Below are 17452 nucleotides of genomic sequence, written 5' to 3' on the forward strand. Positions count from 1 at the left end.
TTTGTCTCCATCAATGGGAGCAAATGAATAAGAAACTAGATCGAGTATAGAATCCATTTGGGTTTTATACTCGATTTTTATTTGGTTCGTTTCCAGGACATCCTTACTCCATTTAAAACAAAACAGAAACATTCTCTCAGTAAGAACAAGTAAAGAATTTTCTAACAAATTTAACAAACCCTCTTGCAATCTAGTAGAAAATCCGATAGTTTAGTACATATCAAATTTTAGTGCGTAAAAGCATAAAAGCATAAAAGTGCTAAAGTACATAAGAGGGGGAGCAACAATGAAGAAGTGGTTATTGGTCGTAAGCGTCATGGCTATCATGGCAGTCGCTGGCTGTTCGAGTTCAGAGGCGAAAGAAGGAAATGGGAAAGAGCAATCATATGATTATACAATCGGTGTGTCTCAAATTGTTGAGCACCCTTCATTAGATGCAGCACAAGAAGGGTTTAAAGCCGCTTTTGATGAAGCCGATCTTTCAGTGAAGTTCGATGTACAACTCGCTCAGGGCGATGCAAAGAACAATCAGACCATCGCGGATAATTTTGTTGGAGATGAGGTTGATTTGATCTTTGCCAATTCAACAGGTAGTGCTCAAAGCGCACTAAATGCAACGGACGATATTCCAATTGTATTCACATCCGTAACAGATCCTGTGGGCTCAAATTTAGTTGATTCCATGGAAGCACCAGGAGGAAATGTGACAGGGACTACAGATACGCATCCGGATGCCATTCCAAATACGATTTCCTTTATGAAAGAAGAAATGGGTGTAGAGAAGGTGGGAATGCTGTATAACCCGAGCGAGCAAAACTCTTCTTCTCAAGTTGAACGAGTGAAAGAGATCGCTGGCGATCAATTGGAAATTAAAACAGCTACGGTTACCACTTCAGCTGAAGTCAAACAAGCAGCGGAATCATTGGCTGGAAAAGTAGATGCCCTCTACATCGTGACAGATAATACCGTCGTCAGTGCTCTTGAATCTGTATTGATTGTCGGTCAGGAAGAAGATACTCCTGTCCTTGTAGGGGAACTAGATTCAGTGGAGCGCGGTGGCTTCGCAGCGTATGGGTTTGATTACTACGACATTGGGTTTGAAGCAGGACAAAAAGCAATTGAAATTCTCGAAGAAGGAAAGAATCCTGGCGACATTGAAGTTTCTTATCCACAAAACTTGAAGCTTCAAATCAACCAAAAGGCAGCGGAAGAAATGGGCGTAGACATTCAAGATGATTGGAAAGAAGAAGCTGAGATCATAGAAAAGTAGAGGAGGGATCATCATGACAGGAGCACTAGTCGGCGCAATTGAATCAGGATTATTGTACGCCATTATGGCGCTTGGTGTTTATATTAGCTTTCGCATTCTGGATTTTCCTGATCTTACAGTAGACGGTAGCTTTGTGACGGGCGGAGCTGTTGCCTCGGTTCTAATGGTAAATGGGACATCACCATTCTTAGCTACGCTAGCAGGGGGAGCCGCTGGGTTTATCGCAGGGTGTATAACAGGTTTTCTTCATACAAAAGGGAAAATTAACCCATTATTATCAGGAATCTTGATGATGATTGCTCTTTACTCCATTAACTTACGGATTATGGGGCGTCCGAACATTCCTCTTCTAAATGAAGAGACACTCTTTTCTCAAATTGAGAACTGGTGGGCGTCTACCGGTATTGATGGTGCATTGATGGCTCCTTTTCAAGCGCTTGGAATAGAAGGGGCTGCGCCGAATACGTTTTATGTGCTGCTGTTTGGAACGCTTCTCATTATTGTAGTGAAGAAGGTGCTCGATTGGTTCTTGCAGACAGAGTCAGGAATTGCACTACGAGCAACAGGGGACAATGCAAAGATGATTAAGAGTTTATCAGCGAATACGGGCCTTTATATTATGATTGGACTTGGTCTTTCGAACGCCCTTGTTGCGATGAGCGGGGCCTTAATCGTTCAGTACAATGGTTTTGCTGATGTAGGACTTGGTGTTGGAATGATTATTGTCGGTCTTGCATCCGTTATTATCGGTGAAGGGGTGTTCGGACGTAAGTCGATCGCTCGTACAACACTTGCTGTTGTATTAGGAGCTGTCTTATACCGAATCATTCTGGCTGTGGCTATGCAGGTCGAGTTTGTGAAAGCCAGTGATTTAAAGTTAATTACGGCTATTATTGTAACAGGAGCCCTTGTTATTCCGACATTCTCAAGTCAGCTTAAAGAAAGAATGGAGCGCAGGCGTCAGCAGAAAGCTTTAACAGCAGAAATGAGACAAGAAAGGGGACAGGACGTTGTTAAACCTCAAACAGATTGAGAAAACCTTCTATAAAGGGACACCAGATGAGAAACGCGCGATTGACGGGGTATCTCTGACGCTTGAGGAAGGAGACTTCCTCACGGTGATTGGGAGTAATGGGGCAGGGAAGTCTACCCTTTTAAACTTGATTGCAGGTGTCTTGTTCCCTGATCAGGGGCTTATGGCAGTAGATGATTTAAATATGACCTACCTCCCTGAACATAAGCGATCGAAGTGGATTGGCCGAGTGTTCCAGGATCCCATGGCTGGTACAGCCCCTCACATGACGATAGAAGAGAACCTGACCTTAGCCCTTGGACGGACAAAGAAGCGGGGGCTTGGACGTGGGGTAAGCGCAGCCAGGAAGAAAGAGTTCAAAAAGCTTCTTCAAGATATGAACGTGAATCTCCATGACCGTCTCAACACACAGGTCGGACTGTTATCAGGAGGAGAACGTCAAGCTCTTTCACTATTAATGGCGACTTTTACGGAGCCGCGTATTCTCTTGCTTGACGAACACACAGCCGCGCTCGACCCAGCCCGAGCTGAACACATTACATCGATAACAAGAGACGTGGTGGATAAGCACCAACTGACGACGTTAATGGTCACGCATGACATGGAACAAGCACTCTCCCTTGGAAACCGCTTGATTATGATGGATGAAGGCAAAATCATCTTTCATGCAGACGCGGAAGAAAAGAAACAGCTAACAGTGGCAGACTTATTAGAAGCCTTCCAAAAAGCTCGCGGCAAATCATTAGCCGATGATAAGACGTTGTTGCAGAAATAAAAAAGAAGAGCATTTTCCTTTTCGGAAAATGCTCTTCTTTTTTCGTTAGTTCACTAGATCCATCACAGTGTTATACACTTGGTCTTTATTAAAAGCCTCTCCCATTGGAAACTTTCCTACAAGATAATTATCCTTGTCGAGAAGGTAAGCGTAAGAAGTGTGGACAAGGTAGTCTGTGCCATTATCTTTAAAGAGAAAACGGAACGGTTCAGCTAGTTTCTTTGTGTCCTCAACAGATCCTCGTAAAAAGATCCAGGACGGGTCTTCGGAAGCCCCGAAACTCTTCATATACTCTTGTAGACGTTCGTTTGTATCATTCTCCGGATCGATGGTGACGGTTACAAATTCAACTTGATCTCCGTATACACCTTTGTCTTTAAACTGTTCTTTCAAATGCATCATGCGTTGAGTCGTAAGAGGACATACATCCGGGCACTTCGTATACATAAATTCAACAATCCGAACCTTTTCATCCATAGAAGCTAAATCATATTCCTCTCCTTGTGCGGTATTCATCGCTACACCTGTCGGAAGTTGAACGCCCGCATCACGCCAGAATTGCAAATAAGATATTCCAAGACCAATTCCAATGACTAATAAAGAAATAAAGACAATGTACCATTTCTTTTGCATATCCATTCCCCCTGTAACCGTTGTGCTTACTTCTATATTACTAGAGTGACCACAGTGGTAATAGGGCGATCAGTGAACAACTCGTTACAATATTATGGCAACAAATTGAATTTTTTGGACGGATGTTTGTACAATAGTAAGAGAAGAGGAGAGGATGTCTTGAAGAAATTAATCGGAGCTTATGGTATCTTTTTAGTCCTGTTATGGGTGTACTTTGGATGGTTCTATGAAGTGGATACATATGTTGATTCGAGATACGCAGCGTACCGCCATGCATACTCATTCACTGTTCTAACGTTCCCATGGATTGTATTACTCGCCTTTATCTTGTCTGGTTGGCATAAAGGAATGCTGAGTCGAATAGAGAACCGGCTTAAGAGGAGGTGGATCCAGTCGTTTAGTTTTGGGTTGATCTTAATGGCAGTGATCCAGCTTCTTTCACTCCCCCTTGATGCACTCGGGTTCGCGATGTCTAAGAATGCTGATATAAGCAATCAGCCTGTGTTGGATTGGATAGTGGAGTGGAGTATTCAAAGTGGGTTCTTTATAGTTATGGTAGCAGTTTTGATCACGGTATTTCGCAGTTTGATCCGCAAGTTTCCGAATAGATGGTGGCTCGTCTTATGGTTGATCTCGCTCCCCATTGCTTTCTTCATTATTTATGTCCAGCCGATCTGGATCGATCCTTTATTTGAGGATTTCACTTCCCTTGAAAGTGGTGGGTTGAAAGATTCCATTGTAGAATTAGCAGGTGAGGCAGGGATCGATGAGAACCACATTTACCAAGTCAATATGAGTGAAAAAACATCAACCTATAATGCGTATGTAACCGGAATAGGCGCGCAAAAGCGAATTGTATTATGGGATACGATGCTCACTGGAATGAGCCAGAATGAAGTGTTGTTTATATTAGCTCATGAGATTGCCCATTATGTGAAACATCATGTTTATATAGGAGTAGCGGGCTATGTCTTACTTAGTTTTGTCCTTTTATGGAGCCTTTCTGCCCTTTATTCCGTTCTGTACCGAAATGCACATGACCGCCTTCAGTTGCGTGACCGTTCTGACCTAAGAGCTGTCCCTGTATTATTGCTTCTAGTAACGTTACTCATGTTTGTAACACAGCCAATCAACTTATATGTGTCTAGATACATGGAACGTTCGGCTGATCGTTATGCAATCGATCACACGGAGAATCTGCAGCCAGCCCTCGAGAGTTACCAGGCTTTAGCAAGGGAGTCTAAGAGTGATTTATCTCCATCGAATTGGATTGTGTGGCTGAGATACACCCATCCTCCCCTCGGTGAAAGGATTGAACGGATTCGAACGGAAATGATGGAGCGTGAGCAGGGCGATTGATTCCCGCAGGAAAATATACTAATATAACTTGTAAATGATTGCTCGTTGTGAGAAAATTTTACACGTAATTTGGAAAAATGCGAAACGTCAGCGGGTAGAATTTTTGGAATATTATGCAAAACCCGCAAACGGTTGCGTGAAACCGCAAATGTTTTTCGGTTACTTTTGACCAGGATTATATTAGAATAGACTCAAGACAAATTAAACGGCCTCGTTTTTTTGTAGGACATTCGTTGTCTGCAAAAGTCGTAGCCCGTTTATGGAGTCTTGTTTGTTTGTATGTATGTTGTTGAGCGTACATGCAAGGTGAACGAGGTTTGTCGTCATGGACTAATCGTTCACAAGTAATTCCCTCACTCAAAAGTTAACCAGTCGTCTCTTTTTGGCCAATGCCTCGATCGCATTGGCCCTTTTTTTATGCTTAAAACAGAAAACTAGCTCCGTTTCGTAATGTCGTAGGTTAGTCGGATTTTTTGTTTGCGAAGAAACAACCCAGACCAGAGCTTTTATACGAAAGGAGCTAGATGGTAGTAGGTTATCCAAAAGTTTGTGGACGTATACATGAAAGAAGCGATTGAATGAACCCTTATGCTATTCACTTGGCTTTTTATACGTAATCATATGCTCCTCATCTGTCATGTAAAAGTCCCGGTTGGGTCTTTCGTGGAGGAGACCGGCGTTTTCGAGCTTGAAGTAATTGACCTTTAAGTATGGGTCGTGCTCTATTACAGGGAGTTCTTTATTTTGCTGTATATAATGGTCAACGGCTCGTTGGACCAGGTCAAGGTCTAAGGCAAGTTGCTGGTCTTGTTCCTCGAATAGTTCATACGTTTCCTTCGACATGTAATAGGTGTTCTTTGGGATTCCTTTGAGGTAAGGAGCTAAGAGATTATAGTCGAGTGTGAGGTCTTCGTTAATAACCGTTCGTAGTTCGACTCCGTCCGGGAGGTGATCTGAAAATTCATGGATGGCTTTTCGGACTTCTTTAAGGGATAAATCTTTTATTTCAAGCTGCTCTTGATCTTCATTTTTCTTTTTCTTATTCCACCACATTTTGTGTCACTCCAATCTGATTAATTATATGGGGAGAGCGCAATCTAAGAGGGAGAGAAGGAGGTGTAAGTCATGGGAAATGGCCCTCTTACAGAGCTTGAAATCAATACATCGCTGAATCCTGACTTTGGGATGAATGATGATGGTTTTTTACTACATGCGAAGGATGTAGATGAATGGGAATTGCCGACTGACCCTGACTATTGCGGGGCGTAACCTCAGTATAACAGAAAAAATTACCATTATGTTTGATGCAGAAATTCAATTTCTGTCGGATTGTAAGTGATTCACTCCATATATGGATTATTTTGGTACAATGAAGGGGTAGTTGAAACCAAAAGAGAGGATGAAGGTATGGATATGTGGAAAGAGAGGTACGAAGTGTCTCCGTTCACGCAAGCTGTTCTGGCTGATGAAAGAGCAGATGGAAAAATGATCTCACTTGTGATGGAGGGAGAGGAATCCTTTTATGTGAATCAATCGCCAAAGCACATTGTGGATTATGCATGTAAATACTTTGGATCGAGTTTGAAAGGTCGACAAGCCGGAACAAGAGATGTAACCGGTATTACACACAAAGCCCCAATCGCCATTGACCCAATGAGCGGTATGTATTTCTTCCCTACGATTTCTCCTCAAAATGTAAATTGCTCCTGGATTGCTCATTCCCATGTGGACATGATTGAACCTGCCGGCCATCAGCAGACACGGTTAGTCTTTAAAAACCAACAATCCGTAATTTTAGATGTATCTAAAGGGACGATCTGGAATCAGATTCAGCGTACAGCCCAGTTCCGATACAAATTAAACGACCGCTTGCAATATGTCTCAAAGCCTCAATTTGACCATGTTGCTGAGCCCCCTTTGTTTCATCCGAAAGCCTAATAGACAGTAGAGACGCCACTTCTGGCGTCTCTTTTCTTTTTTAGAGGGTGCTTTTCCTGGAATAGTGGGGTTAAGAAGATTCTTCCGTACTGCTAGCCAGTTTCCCGTGAGTGGGCTGCATCACTTTCCGCATTAATTCATACATAATCGTTTCGACGTGTTTCCGAATGGCTGGGTTAAAGTAATTTCGTTTTTCTTCGTGACTCCCTGAAATAAACAGGTAAGAGGAGAATGATTCATTTTTGGATAGGAGCATCACATCGAGTTGGCGAGATTTCATTAGGCCTCTTAAATACCTTCGTTCTGATTTTGCCTTATGGGCCATTTTTCGTAACAATTCCATATAAGGTTCTTTAATTTTGAATGACCCTTGTTCTATGGTGTGCGTGTCTTTCTCGATGACGAGAATGGCCATGGATAAGAAGAGGAACCTTGAGGCAAGCTCTCGATCTTCTTCACTTAAGTACCGCATGTTCGTTCCCTCCTGTAATGAGAACATATGTTCTATTATAACGTAATTTTATGAAGAAACAAATAGATGTATGTTGGAAATGGTATCCATGTTGTAAAAAAACATGTTCGAGATGGGGGAAGTAGGTTTCTTTTCACAACATTGTGGCTACCATTTATAATAAGATTATGATTGTTTTGATAAATGAGCAGAGCATTGGAAAAGGCGATCCTTATTGAAGCTTATATCGCTGTTAGGAGTTAGAATGATGAATATTCAAGACTTGGACTTAGAAGCGTTAAAACAAATGATTAAAGATGACACGTTTGATGATTTTATTATGCAACTGTTGCAGCAGTACGAGGCATTGGGCCCTTTGCCAGGTATTTTGCTTCCGATGTTCGAAGCATTGCTCCCTTTTTTACCTCTCTTTATTTTTGTGGTAGGAAACTCAATTGCATACGGATTATTTAAAGGTTTTCTATTCTCATGGATCGGAGCGGTTCTCGGGGCTGTATTTGTCTTCTGGGTGATTCGAAAGTTAGGACAGAAGAGATTCTTCTTGTTTATAAGACGGAATAAGCAGGTGCAGCGGGTAACAGAATGGCTTGAGCGTCATGGGTTCGGTCCGCTCTTCTTGTTAATGTGCTTCCCTTTTTCTCCTTCTGCGATTATTAATGTAGTAGGGGCTTTGTCGAAAGTAAGTTTTCAGCAATTTGTACTAGCTGTTGTGTTAGGAAAAGCTGTTATGATCTTTACGATTTCCTATGTGGGGCATAGCATTACGGAATTTGCAAAGAGCCCTCTTAAGACGGTGGTCGTGGGAATTTGTATAGCGATATTTTGGATTATCGGGAAAGTGATTGAGCGGAAGTTGCAGCAACGCTCTCACGAAAACGTAAGTGCGAACGATTAGGGCAAAAAGAATGTGGGTAAAATGATAGTAGTACAATTTCTGGAGGAGAAATCATGACTATGAAAAATGCCTGGAGATGGTTTCGGACCATTGTATTCGCTATCGCCCTTGCCCTGGTATTTCGTTCGTTTTTGTTTGCAAGCTACGTGGTTGAAGGGGAATCGATGCAACCCACGCTTTATGATGGTAATCTATTAATGGTGAATAAAGTCGTTTATGATCTGCAGGACGTCGGTCATTCGGATGTGATTGTGTTTCATGCGAATGAGAAAGAAGACTATGTCAAGCGAGTCATTGGCTTACCTGGAGATACGATTCGGTATGAAGATGATACATTGTATTTGAATGGTGAAAAGGTAGACGAGCCATACTTAGATCCTTTTCGGGTTAATGATGGAAAGCCGTTAACGAAATCATTTAGCCTTGAGGAGATTGAAAATGGTGCTAAAAAGGTACCGGAAGGACATATTTTCGTCATGGGAGATAACCGAAGGGAGAGCTTAGACAGTCGGTACTTCGGGTTTGTTCCTATTGATACGATTGTAGGGAAAGTGGATGTTCGCTATTGGCCGATTAGCAAACTAGCCCTACGTTTCTAACATAAGAGAGCACTCTATCCTTATTTGGATAGAGTGCTCTTTTTAATGCCTCCTCCCATACGAAAGCTAATAAAAGCTAAGCCCATAAAGAGGATGGCTGTGGTGAGGAGGATGGTTGGGAGTGGGATTAGGGAGGCGGCTATGCTTCCGATGCTTGCTCCTGTTAAGAGGGTGAAGGAATAGATGGAAACGGCGCTGGCTCTTGAGTGCTGGCTGAATTGGCCGACTAGTAGGATGACCATTGGAATTGTGATTGAGGTGGAAGCGATCATTAGAATCGATGCGATAAGGAGCGTCCATGTGTGGAGCGCGAGTAAGGGTAGTGAGAAGCCAATGGTTAACGTAAGGAGTCCGAATCCTAATACAAATGGGGCCCCGAAGCGTTGTTGCAGGGGGCCAGCGAAGAAGGCGGGTATGATTCCGACCAGACCGATCATTCGAAATGATTGCAGGGAAAAGGGGATGTCGATCTCTCCTCTGGCAATCATCCACTCAAAACTTCCGTAAAACATCATGACAGTGAACAAGAGAAAAAAAGCAATTCCATATAGTTTTTGCAAGGGTCTGAACTGAAAAAATGATAAAATAGGAGATAATGAAAATAACGTTTGAAAGGGTTTGGGCTTCGATGGAACGAGAGACTGTTTCATGAATAAAAAGCAAATGCCATAAAGGATAAAGAAGCCGAAAAAGACCGACCGATAAGATCCGAAGCGTGCCAATTCAACGGCGATCATTTGCCCAAAGATCCCAGCGATCAAAAAGCCGGTATTGATCATAGCGATGACAAACGCTTGTGTTTTTCCATGAAAATGTTCAAAGGAATAAGCAAAGGCTGTCGGGGCAAAGCTTGCAGCAAGTATTCCTTGTAAAGCTCGCAGTACAATGAATAACCAATAGGTTGGCATAAGACCGACGAGGACTGTAACAACGGCAAGAGAAGCCATTCCGGTCAGGAGAACTTTTTTGTGTGGCAGTTTATCGGCTAACATGCCAAAGAAGAACAGTCCAATGGCATAAGGAAATATAAACATGGAACTGCTGAGAGAGGCCTGTGAGTCAGATAGGTGATACAGCTCTGCGATTTGAGCCTGAAGAGGGAGCATGGTGTAAAGGTTGCTTGCGATAAAGATACCGGTGAAGATCAGAGCTGCTGCCATACGCTTTGGTTTCATCAGATCACTCCTCTATACAATCGTAGTCGTACTGTATGCAAACCTTTCGAAAACGTTCATAGAGTGGAGGTAAGGAATGAGTATACGATTTTTATTAGGAAGAGCTGGTGCTGGAAAGAGTACACAGTGTCTTGAAGAAATAAGAGAGAGCTTGAAAGATTCTCCTCAAGGGGCTCCGATTCTCTATATGGTACCGGATCAGATGACGTTCCAGCAGGAATATGCCCTTTTGAAGCAAGAAGGTATTGAAGGAAGTATTCGCGCTCAAGTATTTAGTTTCTCCCGCCTTGCCTGGCGTGTGCTTCAGGAAACAGGTGGCGGAACGAAGAAAATGATTAGTTCTACAGGCGTTCAAATGATGCTTCGTAAGATCACGGAAGAACGGAAATCAGATTGGAATGTGTTCCAAAAAGCAATCGAGAAGCAAGGATTTATTGAACAATTAGAAACGATGATTACGGAGTTCAAGCGTTACCGTATCACTCCGGATTCGTTGAATGAATATATAGGATCCATCGGAGATTATAAGCACCCATACGCTGGTGAAGAGGCGTTGCAACATAAACTAGAAGACTTATCGTACATATACGAGCAACTTATGATCGCCCTTCGTGAGCAATATATCGATAGTGAGGACCAACTGCAGCTCCTTGCAGAGAAGATTGAGGAAGCAGACTCCCTGAATGGAGCTGAAATTTATCTGGATGGTTTCCACCGATTTACCCCGCAAGAACTTGTTGTGTTACAAGCGCTGATGAAGAAAGCGAAACGTGTCACGATTGCTTTGACATTAGACCAGCCGCGCTACGGGGAAATTGATGAATTGGATCTTTTCCACCAGACGGCTCATACGTTTCAGGATTTAGAGCGAACCGCACGAGAAATAAATGTTCCGGTTGATGAGGTGAAATATGTCTACGGCGGGGAAGGACGGTTTGAGCGACGTCCGGCATTTGAGCATCTCGAGCATTATTTTACAACAAGACCTGCACCTGGATACCAGGAGCAAGCTCCAATTACAGTCGCTCAAGCGGTTCATCCTCGTGCTGAAGTAGAAGGGGTCGCTCAAGAAATTATTGAACTTGTGCGTGATCATGGATATCGCTATCAGGATATGGCTGTTCTTATTCGTGAGCCTGATGTTTATCATGACCTTATTCAAACGGTGTTTGAAGATTACCGGATTCCGGTGTTTATTGATGAGAAAAGGACCATGCTGAACCATCCACTTGTTGAGTTTGTGAGATCAGCCCTTGATGTCATAGAAGGCAATTGGCGCTATGAGGCGATTTTCCGTTTGTTAAAAACAGACTTCTTCCCACTAGGGGACAAAAGGGATCCCCTTACACAAGATGCGATTGATGAGCTTGAGAATTATTGCCTCGAGTACGGCGTCCGGACGAAGAAACGCTGGATTAGTGAAGAGCCCTGGAGATACAAGCGTTTCAGAGGATTCGACCATTTATCGCAGACGGATGAGGAGAAAAAGAAAGAAGAACGCATTAATCGGCTACGCGATCAGGTCGTGAAGATTCTTCTTCCTTTCGATGAGCAAATCCGGGAAGCTTCTACAGTAAAAGAACGTTCTCAAGTTCTGTTTCAGTGGCTTGAAGAACTACGAGTACCCGGTACGCTGGATCATTGGCGTGACTGGTATGACGAACGGGGGCAGATTGAGAAGTCCCGTGAACAGGAACAAGTGTGGGATGCTGTCATTGGACTAATGGACGAAATGGTTGAAATGATAGGGAATGATAAGATTTCCTTACAACTTTACCGCACCACAATGGAAACGGGCCTTGAATCGTTAAACTTCGCTCACGTTCCGCCGAGTATGGACCATGTTATTGTCGGGAGCGTAGACCGCTCGCGTATTACAGGAATTAAGAGTGCGTTTCTCCTTGGGGTAAATGAAGGCTTATGGCCGATGAAGCCACAGGCGGAAGGAATGATTTCTGAACAGGAACGAGAACTTCTGGCTGAACACGGTGTGCAACTTGCCGATAGCAGTAAGCGTCAGCTGCTCGATGATCACTTCTATGTGTATCTCGCCTTTACAGCTGCTTCTGATTACTTATGGGTCAGTTATCCTCTTAGTAATGAGGAAGGGAAGGCGAAGGTTCCTTCATCTATGGTTAAACGTATGAAAGAACTATTCCCTCACTGTGAGGAGAAGGCACTTCTTGAAGAAGGAGATGATCATGAGGAGACGGAACGATTTATTACCACTCCTCAGAAAACGCGTTCTGTCCTGACCGCCCAATTGTCTCGTTACTTAAGAGGATATCCGATGAAGGATATTTGGTGGGATGTGCTTGACTGGTTTATTGCTCATGACACGAATTCCATTGATACGAAGCGGGTTTTACTAAGCTTGTTCTATAAGAATACACCATCCAATTTAGGGCGTAACACGACGGATCATTTGTATCCGAAGCAGGTCAATGCGAGCGTGTCACGTTTAGAAACGTACTATCGCTGTTCATATCAGCACTTTGCTAAGTACGGTCTTGGATTACAAGAACGCTCTGTGTATAAGCTTGATGCGCCAGATATTGGACAGTTATTCCACGAGGCGTTAAAGCAAATTACAGAGTGGATTCAGGTAGAGGGGCGCGACTGGAATAGTATTACGGAGAACGACACAAATCAGTATGCACAAAGAGCAGTACAAGAGCTATCTCCAGTGCTGCAACACCAGATTCTCTATAGTTCAAACCGTTATCAGTACATTCAGCAGAAATTGCAGGATGTCGTTGCTCGAGCGGCTCATATGCTCAGTGAACAAGCGAAACGAAGTCAATTCGCACCCGTAGGGCTTGAAGTTGGATTTGGTCCTGAGGAAAAGATCCCGCCAATGACGCTTGATCTTGCCAATGGCTTTCAGCTCATGCTGCGAGGACGAATCGACCGTGTGGACCGGGCTCAAGCAGATGAGGGGCTTTTACTTCGTATTATTGACTATAAGTCGAGTGCAAAAGGCCTTGATCTCGTAGAAGTTTATTACGGCTTAGCCTTGCAAATGCTTGCCTACTTAGACGTCGTTCTTTCTCATTCAGATACATGGCTCGGCACACAGGCAACGCCTGCTGGAGTCCTCTATTTCCATGTCCATAACCCAATGATTTCAGGATCACAGCTTCTTCAAGACACAGAAATTCAGGACGAGCTCTTTAAGAAGTTTAAAATGCAAGGGTTGCTTGTTGAGGATGAGAACATTGTGAAAATGATGGATACCAATTTAGATACAGGGATGAGTAAGATTGTCCCGGCAGGATTGAAGAAAGCGGGCGGATTCCGTAAAGGTTCACAAACGGCTGAAGAAGAAGCCTTTAAGCATCTCCAGACCTACGTGCGTGATTTAATGAAATCAGCAGGCGAATCGATCACAAATGGACAGGTGAATCTCAATCCATTTCAGAAGAATCAGCAAGTGGCTTGTACGTTCTGTGAATTCCGTTCTGTTTGTCAGTTCGATCCGACCCTTGAAGAGAACCAATACCGAACCATTAAACCAATGAAGGATGAAGATATATTGCAACAAATTGTGAAGCAAGAGGGGGATGATGAATAATGCCATCCTGGACACCAGAACAAGAACAAGCTATTTACACGAGCGGTAAGGATGTTCTCGTTTCGGCAGCGGCCGGATCAGGGAAAACCGCTGTTCTCGTGGAACGAATCATTCAAAAACTACTTAATCAGGACAACCCGACAGATATTGATACGTTACTCGTTGTGACGTTCACAAATGCAGCGGCCCAGGAAATGCGTAACCGTGTAGGAGAAGCCCTTGAGAAAGCATTAGAAGAGAATCCAGGTTCCATGCACTTGAAGAAACAACTATCACTCTTGCAACGTGCATCCATTTCAACGCTTCACTCCTTTTGTTTAGATGTGGTCCGTCGTTATGCCTATCAGCTTGATCTTGATCCACAATTTCGTATTGCGGATGAGATCGAGGGAGATCTTATTCGTCAGGAAATTTTAGAGGATCTGTTCGAAGAATGGTACGGGAAAGACGGAGAAGAGCGAGAAGCCTTCTTTGAAGTTGTGAATCGCTTCTCAGGGGACAGGAGTGACCAGGAAGTTGAATCGCTTATGCTGTCCGTTTATAACTTTGCGATGCAAAATCCGTGGCCAGAGACGTGGATGGAGAAAGTATCAGGGATGTATCATGTGACAAAAGACACCCCTGAAGAGGAGATCGAGTGGTTAACGATTTTAAAACGGGAAGTGAAGAGTCAGCTTCACGCTATGCTTGCGGATTCAGAACAAGCCTTAAACCTGACCCGTGAGCCAGATGGTCCGTATCATTACGCCGAGGCCATTGATGATGACCGGGAGAAAATCCAGCAGGCACTTGGTCTTGTGGACATTTCCTGGCACGAGCTTCAGCAGTTTATGGAGAACGCAGGTGGCTTTAAAGCTCTGTCCCGTAAAAAGGTGGAGTGCTCGGATGAATTGAAAGATCAGGTGAAGACGCTCAGAGATCGTTACAAGAAACGATTCACTTCTTTAAAAGAAGACTGGTTCGCCCGCTCTCTTCCGGCGCACTTAGGCGATATGAAGACGTTAGCCCCAGTCGTTGATCAACTGATGGTCCTTGTGAAAGAGTTTCACGAACGTTTCCAGAAGAAGAAGAAAGAACAAGCCCTCGTCGACTTTGCCGATCTTGAACACTATTGTTTGCAAGTCTTAATGGATGAGAACTCTACACCAGGGGACATATCGCCTTCAGAAGTGGCGAAGGGGTACCAGGCTCAGTTTACCGAACTGTTAGTGGATGAGTACCAGGATACAAACCTTGTTCAAGAGACCATATTGAGAATGGTGACAGATGGTGAACATGCTGGGAACCTCTTTATGGTAGGGGATGTAAAGCAAAGTATTTATCGCTTCCGTCACGCTGAACCGACGCTTTTCTTGCAAAAGTATAAAGAGTTCGCTGGAGAAGACCATCCTTCTGAGCGAATTGACTTAGCTCGGAATTTCCGAAGTCGAAAAGAAGTCCTTCACGGGACCAATTATATTTTCCGTCAGCTTCTTGATGAAGAGGTCGGAGAGATGACCTATGACAAAGATGCAGAGCTTATTTATAGCAACACCATTTACGACGAATTGACCTCTGCTGATGCGGATGCAGAACTCCTGGTGATTGATCGTCAAGCACCAGAAGACCCAACTGCTATTGAGACGGGCGAAGAAGGCTTTCAAGATCTGGAGAAGGCCCAAATTGAAGCCCGTGCCTACGCGCAAAAAATCAGACAGTGGCTTGGTCACGGAGACGAAGAAGCGCTGCAGGTTGTGGATAAAGAAACCGGGATGAAGCGAAGCATTCAGTTCCGGGACATTGTTATTCTGATGCGTTCGATGACGTGGGCCCCAACGATTGTTGAAGAGTTAAAGCAACAAGGGATACCCGTTTATGCTGAGCTATCTTCAGGTTATTTCGAAGCCATTGAAATAAAAATTATGATCAGCCTGTTAAAAGTCATTGATAATCCGAGACAAGATATCCCTCTTGCATCTGTCCTTCGTTCCCCAATTGTTGGACTAAATGAGGACGAGCTCACAAACGTTCGACTGGCAAAACGAAAGGCTTCCTATTATGAAGCGCTTCAGGCCTATAAGCGTGTCGGAGACGATGACCGTCTCGCCGGGAAAGTGGAGCATTTCTTGATGAGGCTTGAAACGTGGCGTGTGCGTGCCCGCCAAGGTTCTTTATCAGAGCTGATCTGGCAAGTCTACCGCGAAACCGGTTATTACGATTTCGTAGGGGGTATTCCAGGGGGACGTCAACGTCAGGCCAATCTCCGAGCCCTTTATGACCGCTCAAGGAGTTACGAAGCAACCTCGTTCAGAGGATTATTCCGTTTCCTTCGTTTTATCGAACGAATTGAAGAACGAGGGGAAGACCTTGGTGCTGCGAAAGCTCTCGGAGAACAAGAAGACGTGGTACGGATTATGACAATCCACAAGAGTAAAGGTCTTGAATTCCCGGCTGTCCTGTTAGGTGGTATGGACAAACAGTTCAATCAGCAGGATTTAATGTCGAAATACTTACTACACAAAGATCACGGGTTCGGCAGTAAATTTATCGATCCGAATAAACGGATTATGTATCCAACCCTTGCCTATCATGCTTTAAAGAAAGAAAAGCAACGGGAGCTCCTGGCTGAAGAGATGCGTGTGTTGTATGTGGCCTTAACACGTGCGAAGGAGAAGCTCGTTATGGTCGGAAATGTGGCTTCTCTTGAGAAGAAGCTTTTGAAGTGGCGAGAATGGGTTGAACATCCTCATTGGGTTCTCCCGGCTCATTACCGATTAGAATCCAAATCTTACTTGGACTGGGTAGCACCCGCGCTTATTCGCCACCAGCAGAATGAAGAATTACGGGGCACGGGTTCCATTATGCGCGTACCAGAATCAATCGTTCACGATGAATCCACATGGAGAATCAGTCTTCTGCATAGCAGTGCCTATCAGAATCCAAATCGTGTGGAAGAGAAACAGAGTGAAGCTTTAGAACAAGCGATTCGAGAGTGGAAACAGGTGGGTGAAACGCATGAGGAAGAGGATGAAGTGAGCAGGCGCCTATCCTTTATGTACCCTCACCAAAACGCGATTCACCACCGGGCTAAGCAGTCTGTGACTGAATTGAAGCGCCAGCGTGAAGTGCCTGATGAGTATAGCGCCGATTCTTTAATTCGGGAGTTTAAGCAACCGATCGTAAAGCGCCCTCGTTTTATGCAGGAAAACCGTTCTTTAACAGCAGCAGAAGCGGGTAGTGCGATGCACACGGTTATGCAGCATCTGCCGTTTACGAGGAAATTATCAGCCGCTGAAATTGAAGAGTATGTGGAACTCTATGTCGAGAAAGAACACCTCACAAGAGAAGAAGCGGATGCGATTAACATCCAAGCCATCGAAGCATTCTTTGAAAGTGAGATGGGTGAGATGGTCATCGAGTCTTCAGAGGTCCATCGGGAAGTACCATTCACATTAACCATTCCCGCTCATGAAGTGTACGCAGACTGGAAGGAAGAAACCGATGAAACTGTATTTGTTCAGGGTGTGATCGACTGTATCCTCCCTGGTGAAGGCGGCTGGATCATTCTTGACTATAAGACGGATAAAATACAAGAAGGACAAACGGAGGAATCGTTAAAAGAACGATACAGCACCCAATTGTCCCTCTATGCAGAAGCCCTGAGCCGAATTTGGAAGAAACCAATCACGGCACAGTATTTGTATTTCTTTGATGCAACGTTGTTAACTCGAGTAGACGAGAGGTGAGAAA

The 17452-nt window shown here is 44.1% G+C and carries 14 protein-coding genes; 10 read left to right on the forward strand and 4 right to left on the reverse strand.

What is annotated here, in order from left to right:
• The first annotated feature begins 286 nt into the window (after positions 1–286).
• The 3 genes from QNI29_RS04640 to QNI29_RS04650 are packed head-to-tail and all read left to right on the forward strand — an operon-like array spanning position 287 to position 3078.
• The gene (locus QNI29_RS04640; RefSeq protein ID WP_231418710.1) at positions 287–1270 is read left to right on the forward strand and encodes an ABC transporter substrate-binding protein; all 984 of its coding nucleotides are present in this window, start codon (positions 287–289) and stop codon (positions 1268–1270) included.
• 13 nt (positions 1271–1283) lie between these two features.
• Positions 1284–2303, forward strand: a complete 1020-nt coding sequence (locus tag QNI29_RS04645) for an ABC transporter permease (RefSeq protein ID WP_231418711.1) — start codon at positions 1284–1286, stop codon at positions 2301–2303.
• Positions 2281–3078 carry an ABC transporter ATP-binding protein gene (locus tag QNI29_RS04650; RefSeq protein WP_231418712.1) on the forward strand — a complete coding sequence of 266 codons (798 nt, stop codon included), beginning with the start codon at positions 2281–2283 and terminating at the stop codon, positions 3076–3078. The genes QNI29_RS04645 and QNI29_RS04650 overlap by 23 nt, the downstream gene beginning before the upstream one ends.
• A 45-nt stretch (positions 3079–3123) precedes the next feature.
• Here QNI29_RS04650 and QNI29_RS04655 read toward each other — a convergent pair whose 3' ends face one another.
• Positions 3124–3711, reverse strand: a complete 588-nt coding sequence (locus QNI29_RS04655) for an SCO family protein (RefSeq protein WP_231418713.1) — start codon at positions 3709–3711, stop codon at positions 3124–3126.
• 159 nt (positions 3712–3870) lie between these two features.
• Here QNI29_RS04655 and QNI29_RS04660 point away from each other — a divergent pair, with 159 nt between their 5' ends.
• Positions 3871–5070: a M48 family metallopeptidase gene (locus QNI29_RS04660; protein WP_231418714.1), complete on the forward strand. Its 1200-nt coding sequence runs from the start codon at positions 3871–3873 to the stop codon at positions 5068–5070.
• Between the two features lie 591 nt (positions 5071–5661).
• Here QNI29_RS04660 and QNI29_RS04665 read toward each other — a convergent pair.
• The gene (locus tag QNI29_RS04665; protein WP_231418715.1) at positions 5662–6123 is read right to left on the reverse strand and encodes a DUF3939 domain-containing protein; all 462 of its coding nucleotides are present in this window, start codon (positions 6121–6123) and stop codon (positions 5662–5664) included.
• 72 nt (positions 6124–6195) lie between these two features.
• Here QNI29_RS04665 and QNI29_RS04670 point away from each other — a divergent pair, with 72 nt between their 5' ends.
• Together QNI29_RS04670 and QNI29_RS04675 are read left to right on the forward strand one after the other, a co-directional pair.
• Complete coding sequence (locus QNI29_RS04670; protein WP_231418716.1) at positions 6196–6339, forward strand: hypothetical protein; 144 nt, start codon at positions 6196–6198, stop codon at positions 6337–6339.
• A gap of 138 nt (positions 6340–6477) precedes the next feature.
• The gene (locus tag QNI29_RS04675) at positions 6478–7008 is read left to right on the forward strand and encodes a competence protein ComK (RefSeq protein WP_231418717.1); all 531 of its coding nucleotides are present in this window, start codon (positions 6478–6480) and stop codon (positions 7006–7008) included.
• 70 nt (positions 7009–7078) lie between these two features.
• Here the strand turns inward: QNI29_RS04675 and QNI29_RS04680 are convergent, their stop codons facing one another.
• Complete coding sequence (locus QNI29_RS04680) at positions 7079–7480, reverse strand: YhjD family protein (protein WP_231418718.1); 402 nt, start codon at positions 7478–7480, stop codon at positions 7079–7081.
• 247 nt (positions 7481–7727) lie between these two features.
• On the opposite strand from QNI29_RS04680, the gene QNI29_RS04685 reads away from it, so the two are divergent.
• Together QNI29_RS04685 and lepB are read left to right on the forward strand one after the other, a co-directional pair.
• The gene (locus QNI29_RS04685) at positions 7728–8375 is read left to right on the forward strand and encodes a TVP38/TMEM64 family protein (protein ID WP_231418758.1); all 648 of its coding nucleotides are present in this window, start codon (positions 7728–7730) and stop codon (positions 8373–8375) included.
• 53 nt (positions 8376–8428) lie between these two features.
• Positions 8429–8974: a signal peptidase I gene (lepB, locus tag QNI29_RS04690; RefSeq protein ID WP_231418719.1), complete on the forward strand. Its 546-nt coding sequence runs from the start codon at positions 8429–8431 to the stop codon at positions 8972–8974.
• Between the two features lie 20 nt (positions 8975–8994).
• Here the strand turns inward: lepB and QNI29_RS04695 are convergent, their stop codons facing one another.
• The gene (locus QNI29_RS04695) at positions 8995–10149 is read right to left on the reverse strand and encodes an MFS transporter (protein WP_231418720.1); all 1155 of its coding nucleotides are present in this window, start codon (positions 10147–10149) and stop codon (positions 8995–8997) included.
• Positions 10150–10225: 76 nt separating this feature from the next.
• Between QNI29_RS04695 and addB the strand changes: the two genes are divergently transcribed.
• Entirely contained in the window at positions 10226–13723 is a 3498-nt protein-coding gene (gene addB, locus QNI29_RS04700) for a helicase-exonuclease AddAB subunit AddB (RefSeq protein ID WP_231418721.1), read from the forward strand.
• Entirely contained in the window at positions 13723–17448 is a 3726-nt protein-coding gene (gene addA, locus QNI29_RS04705) for a helicase-exonuclease AddAB subunit AddA (RefSeq protein ID WP_231418722.1), read from the forward strand. Before addB ends, addA begins: the two co-directional genes overlap by 1 nt.
• The last annotated feature ends 4 nt before the right edge of the window (positions 17449–17452 follow it).

Source organism: Pontibacillus chungwhensis (assembly GCF_030166655.1).
Lineage (GTDB): Bacteria > Bacillota > Bacilli > Bacillales > BH030062 > Pontibacillus.

What these genes read in the sequence shown, in the direction of transcription:
- QNI29_RS04640 (WP_231418710.1), top strand. Translation starts at nt 287, where the DNA reads ATGAAGAAGTGGTTATTGGTCGTAAGCGTCATGGCTATCATGGCAGTC.
- QNI29_RS04645 (WP_231418711.1), top strand. Translation starts at nt 1,284, where the DNA reads ATGACAGGAGCACTAGTCGGCGCAATTGAATCAGGATTATTGTACGCC.
- QNI29_RS04655 (WP_231418713.1), bottom strand. Translation starts at nt 3,711, where the DNA reads ATGCAAAAGAAATGGTACATTGTCTTTATTTCTTTATTAGTCATTGGA.
- QNI29_RS04665 (WP_231418715.1), bottom strand. Translation starts at nt 6,123, where the DNA reads ATGTGGTGGAATAAGAAAAAGAAAAATGAAGATCAAGAGCAGCTTGAA.
- QNI29_RS04670 (WP_231418716.1), top strand. Translation starts at nt 6,196, where the DNA reads ATGGGAAATGGCCCTCTTACAGAGCTTGAAATCAATACATCGCTGAAT.
- QNI29_RS04675 (WP_231418717.1), top strand. Translation starts at nt 6,478, where the DNA reads ATGGATATGTGGAAAGAGAGGTACGAAGTGTCTCCGTTCACGCAAGCT.
- QNI29_RS04680 (WP_231418718.1), bottom strand. Translation starts at nt 7,480, where the DNA reads ATGCGGTACTTAAGTGAAGAAGATCGAGAGCTTGCCTCAAGGTTCCTC.
- QNI29_RS04685 (WP_231418758.1), top strand. Translation starts at nt 7,728, where the DNA reads ATGAATATTCAAGACTTGGACTTAGAAGCGTTAAAACAAATGATTAAA.
- lepB (WP_231418719.1), top strand. Translation starts at nt 8,429, where the DNA reads ATGACTATGAAAAATGCCTGGAGATGGTTTCGGACCATTGTATTCGCT.
- QNI29_RS04695 (WP_231418720.1), bottom strand. Translation starts at nt 10,149, where the DNA reads ATGAAACCAAAGCGTATGGCAGCAGCTCTGATCTTCACCGGTATCTTT.
- addB (WP_231418721.1), top strand. Translation starts at nt 10,226, where the DNA reads ATGAGTATACGATTTTTATTAGGAAGAGCTGGTGCTGGAAAGAGTACA.
- addA (WP_231418722.1), top strand. Translation starts at nt 13,723, where the DNA reads ATGCCATCCTGGACACCAGAACAAGAACAAGCTATTTACACGAGCGGT.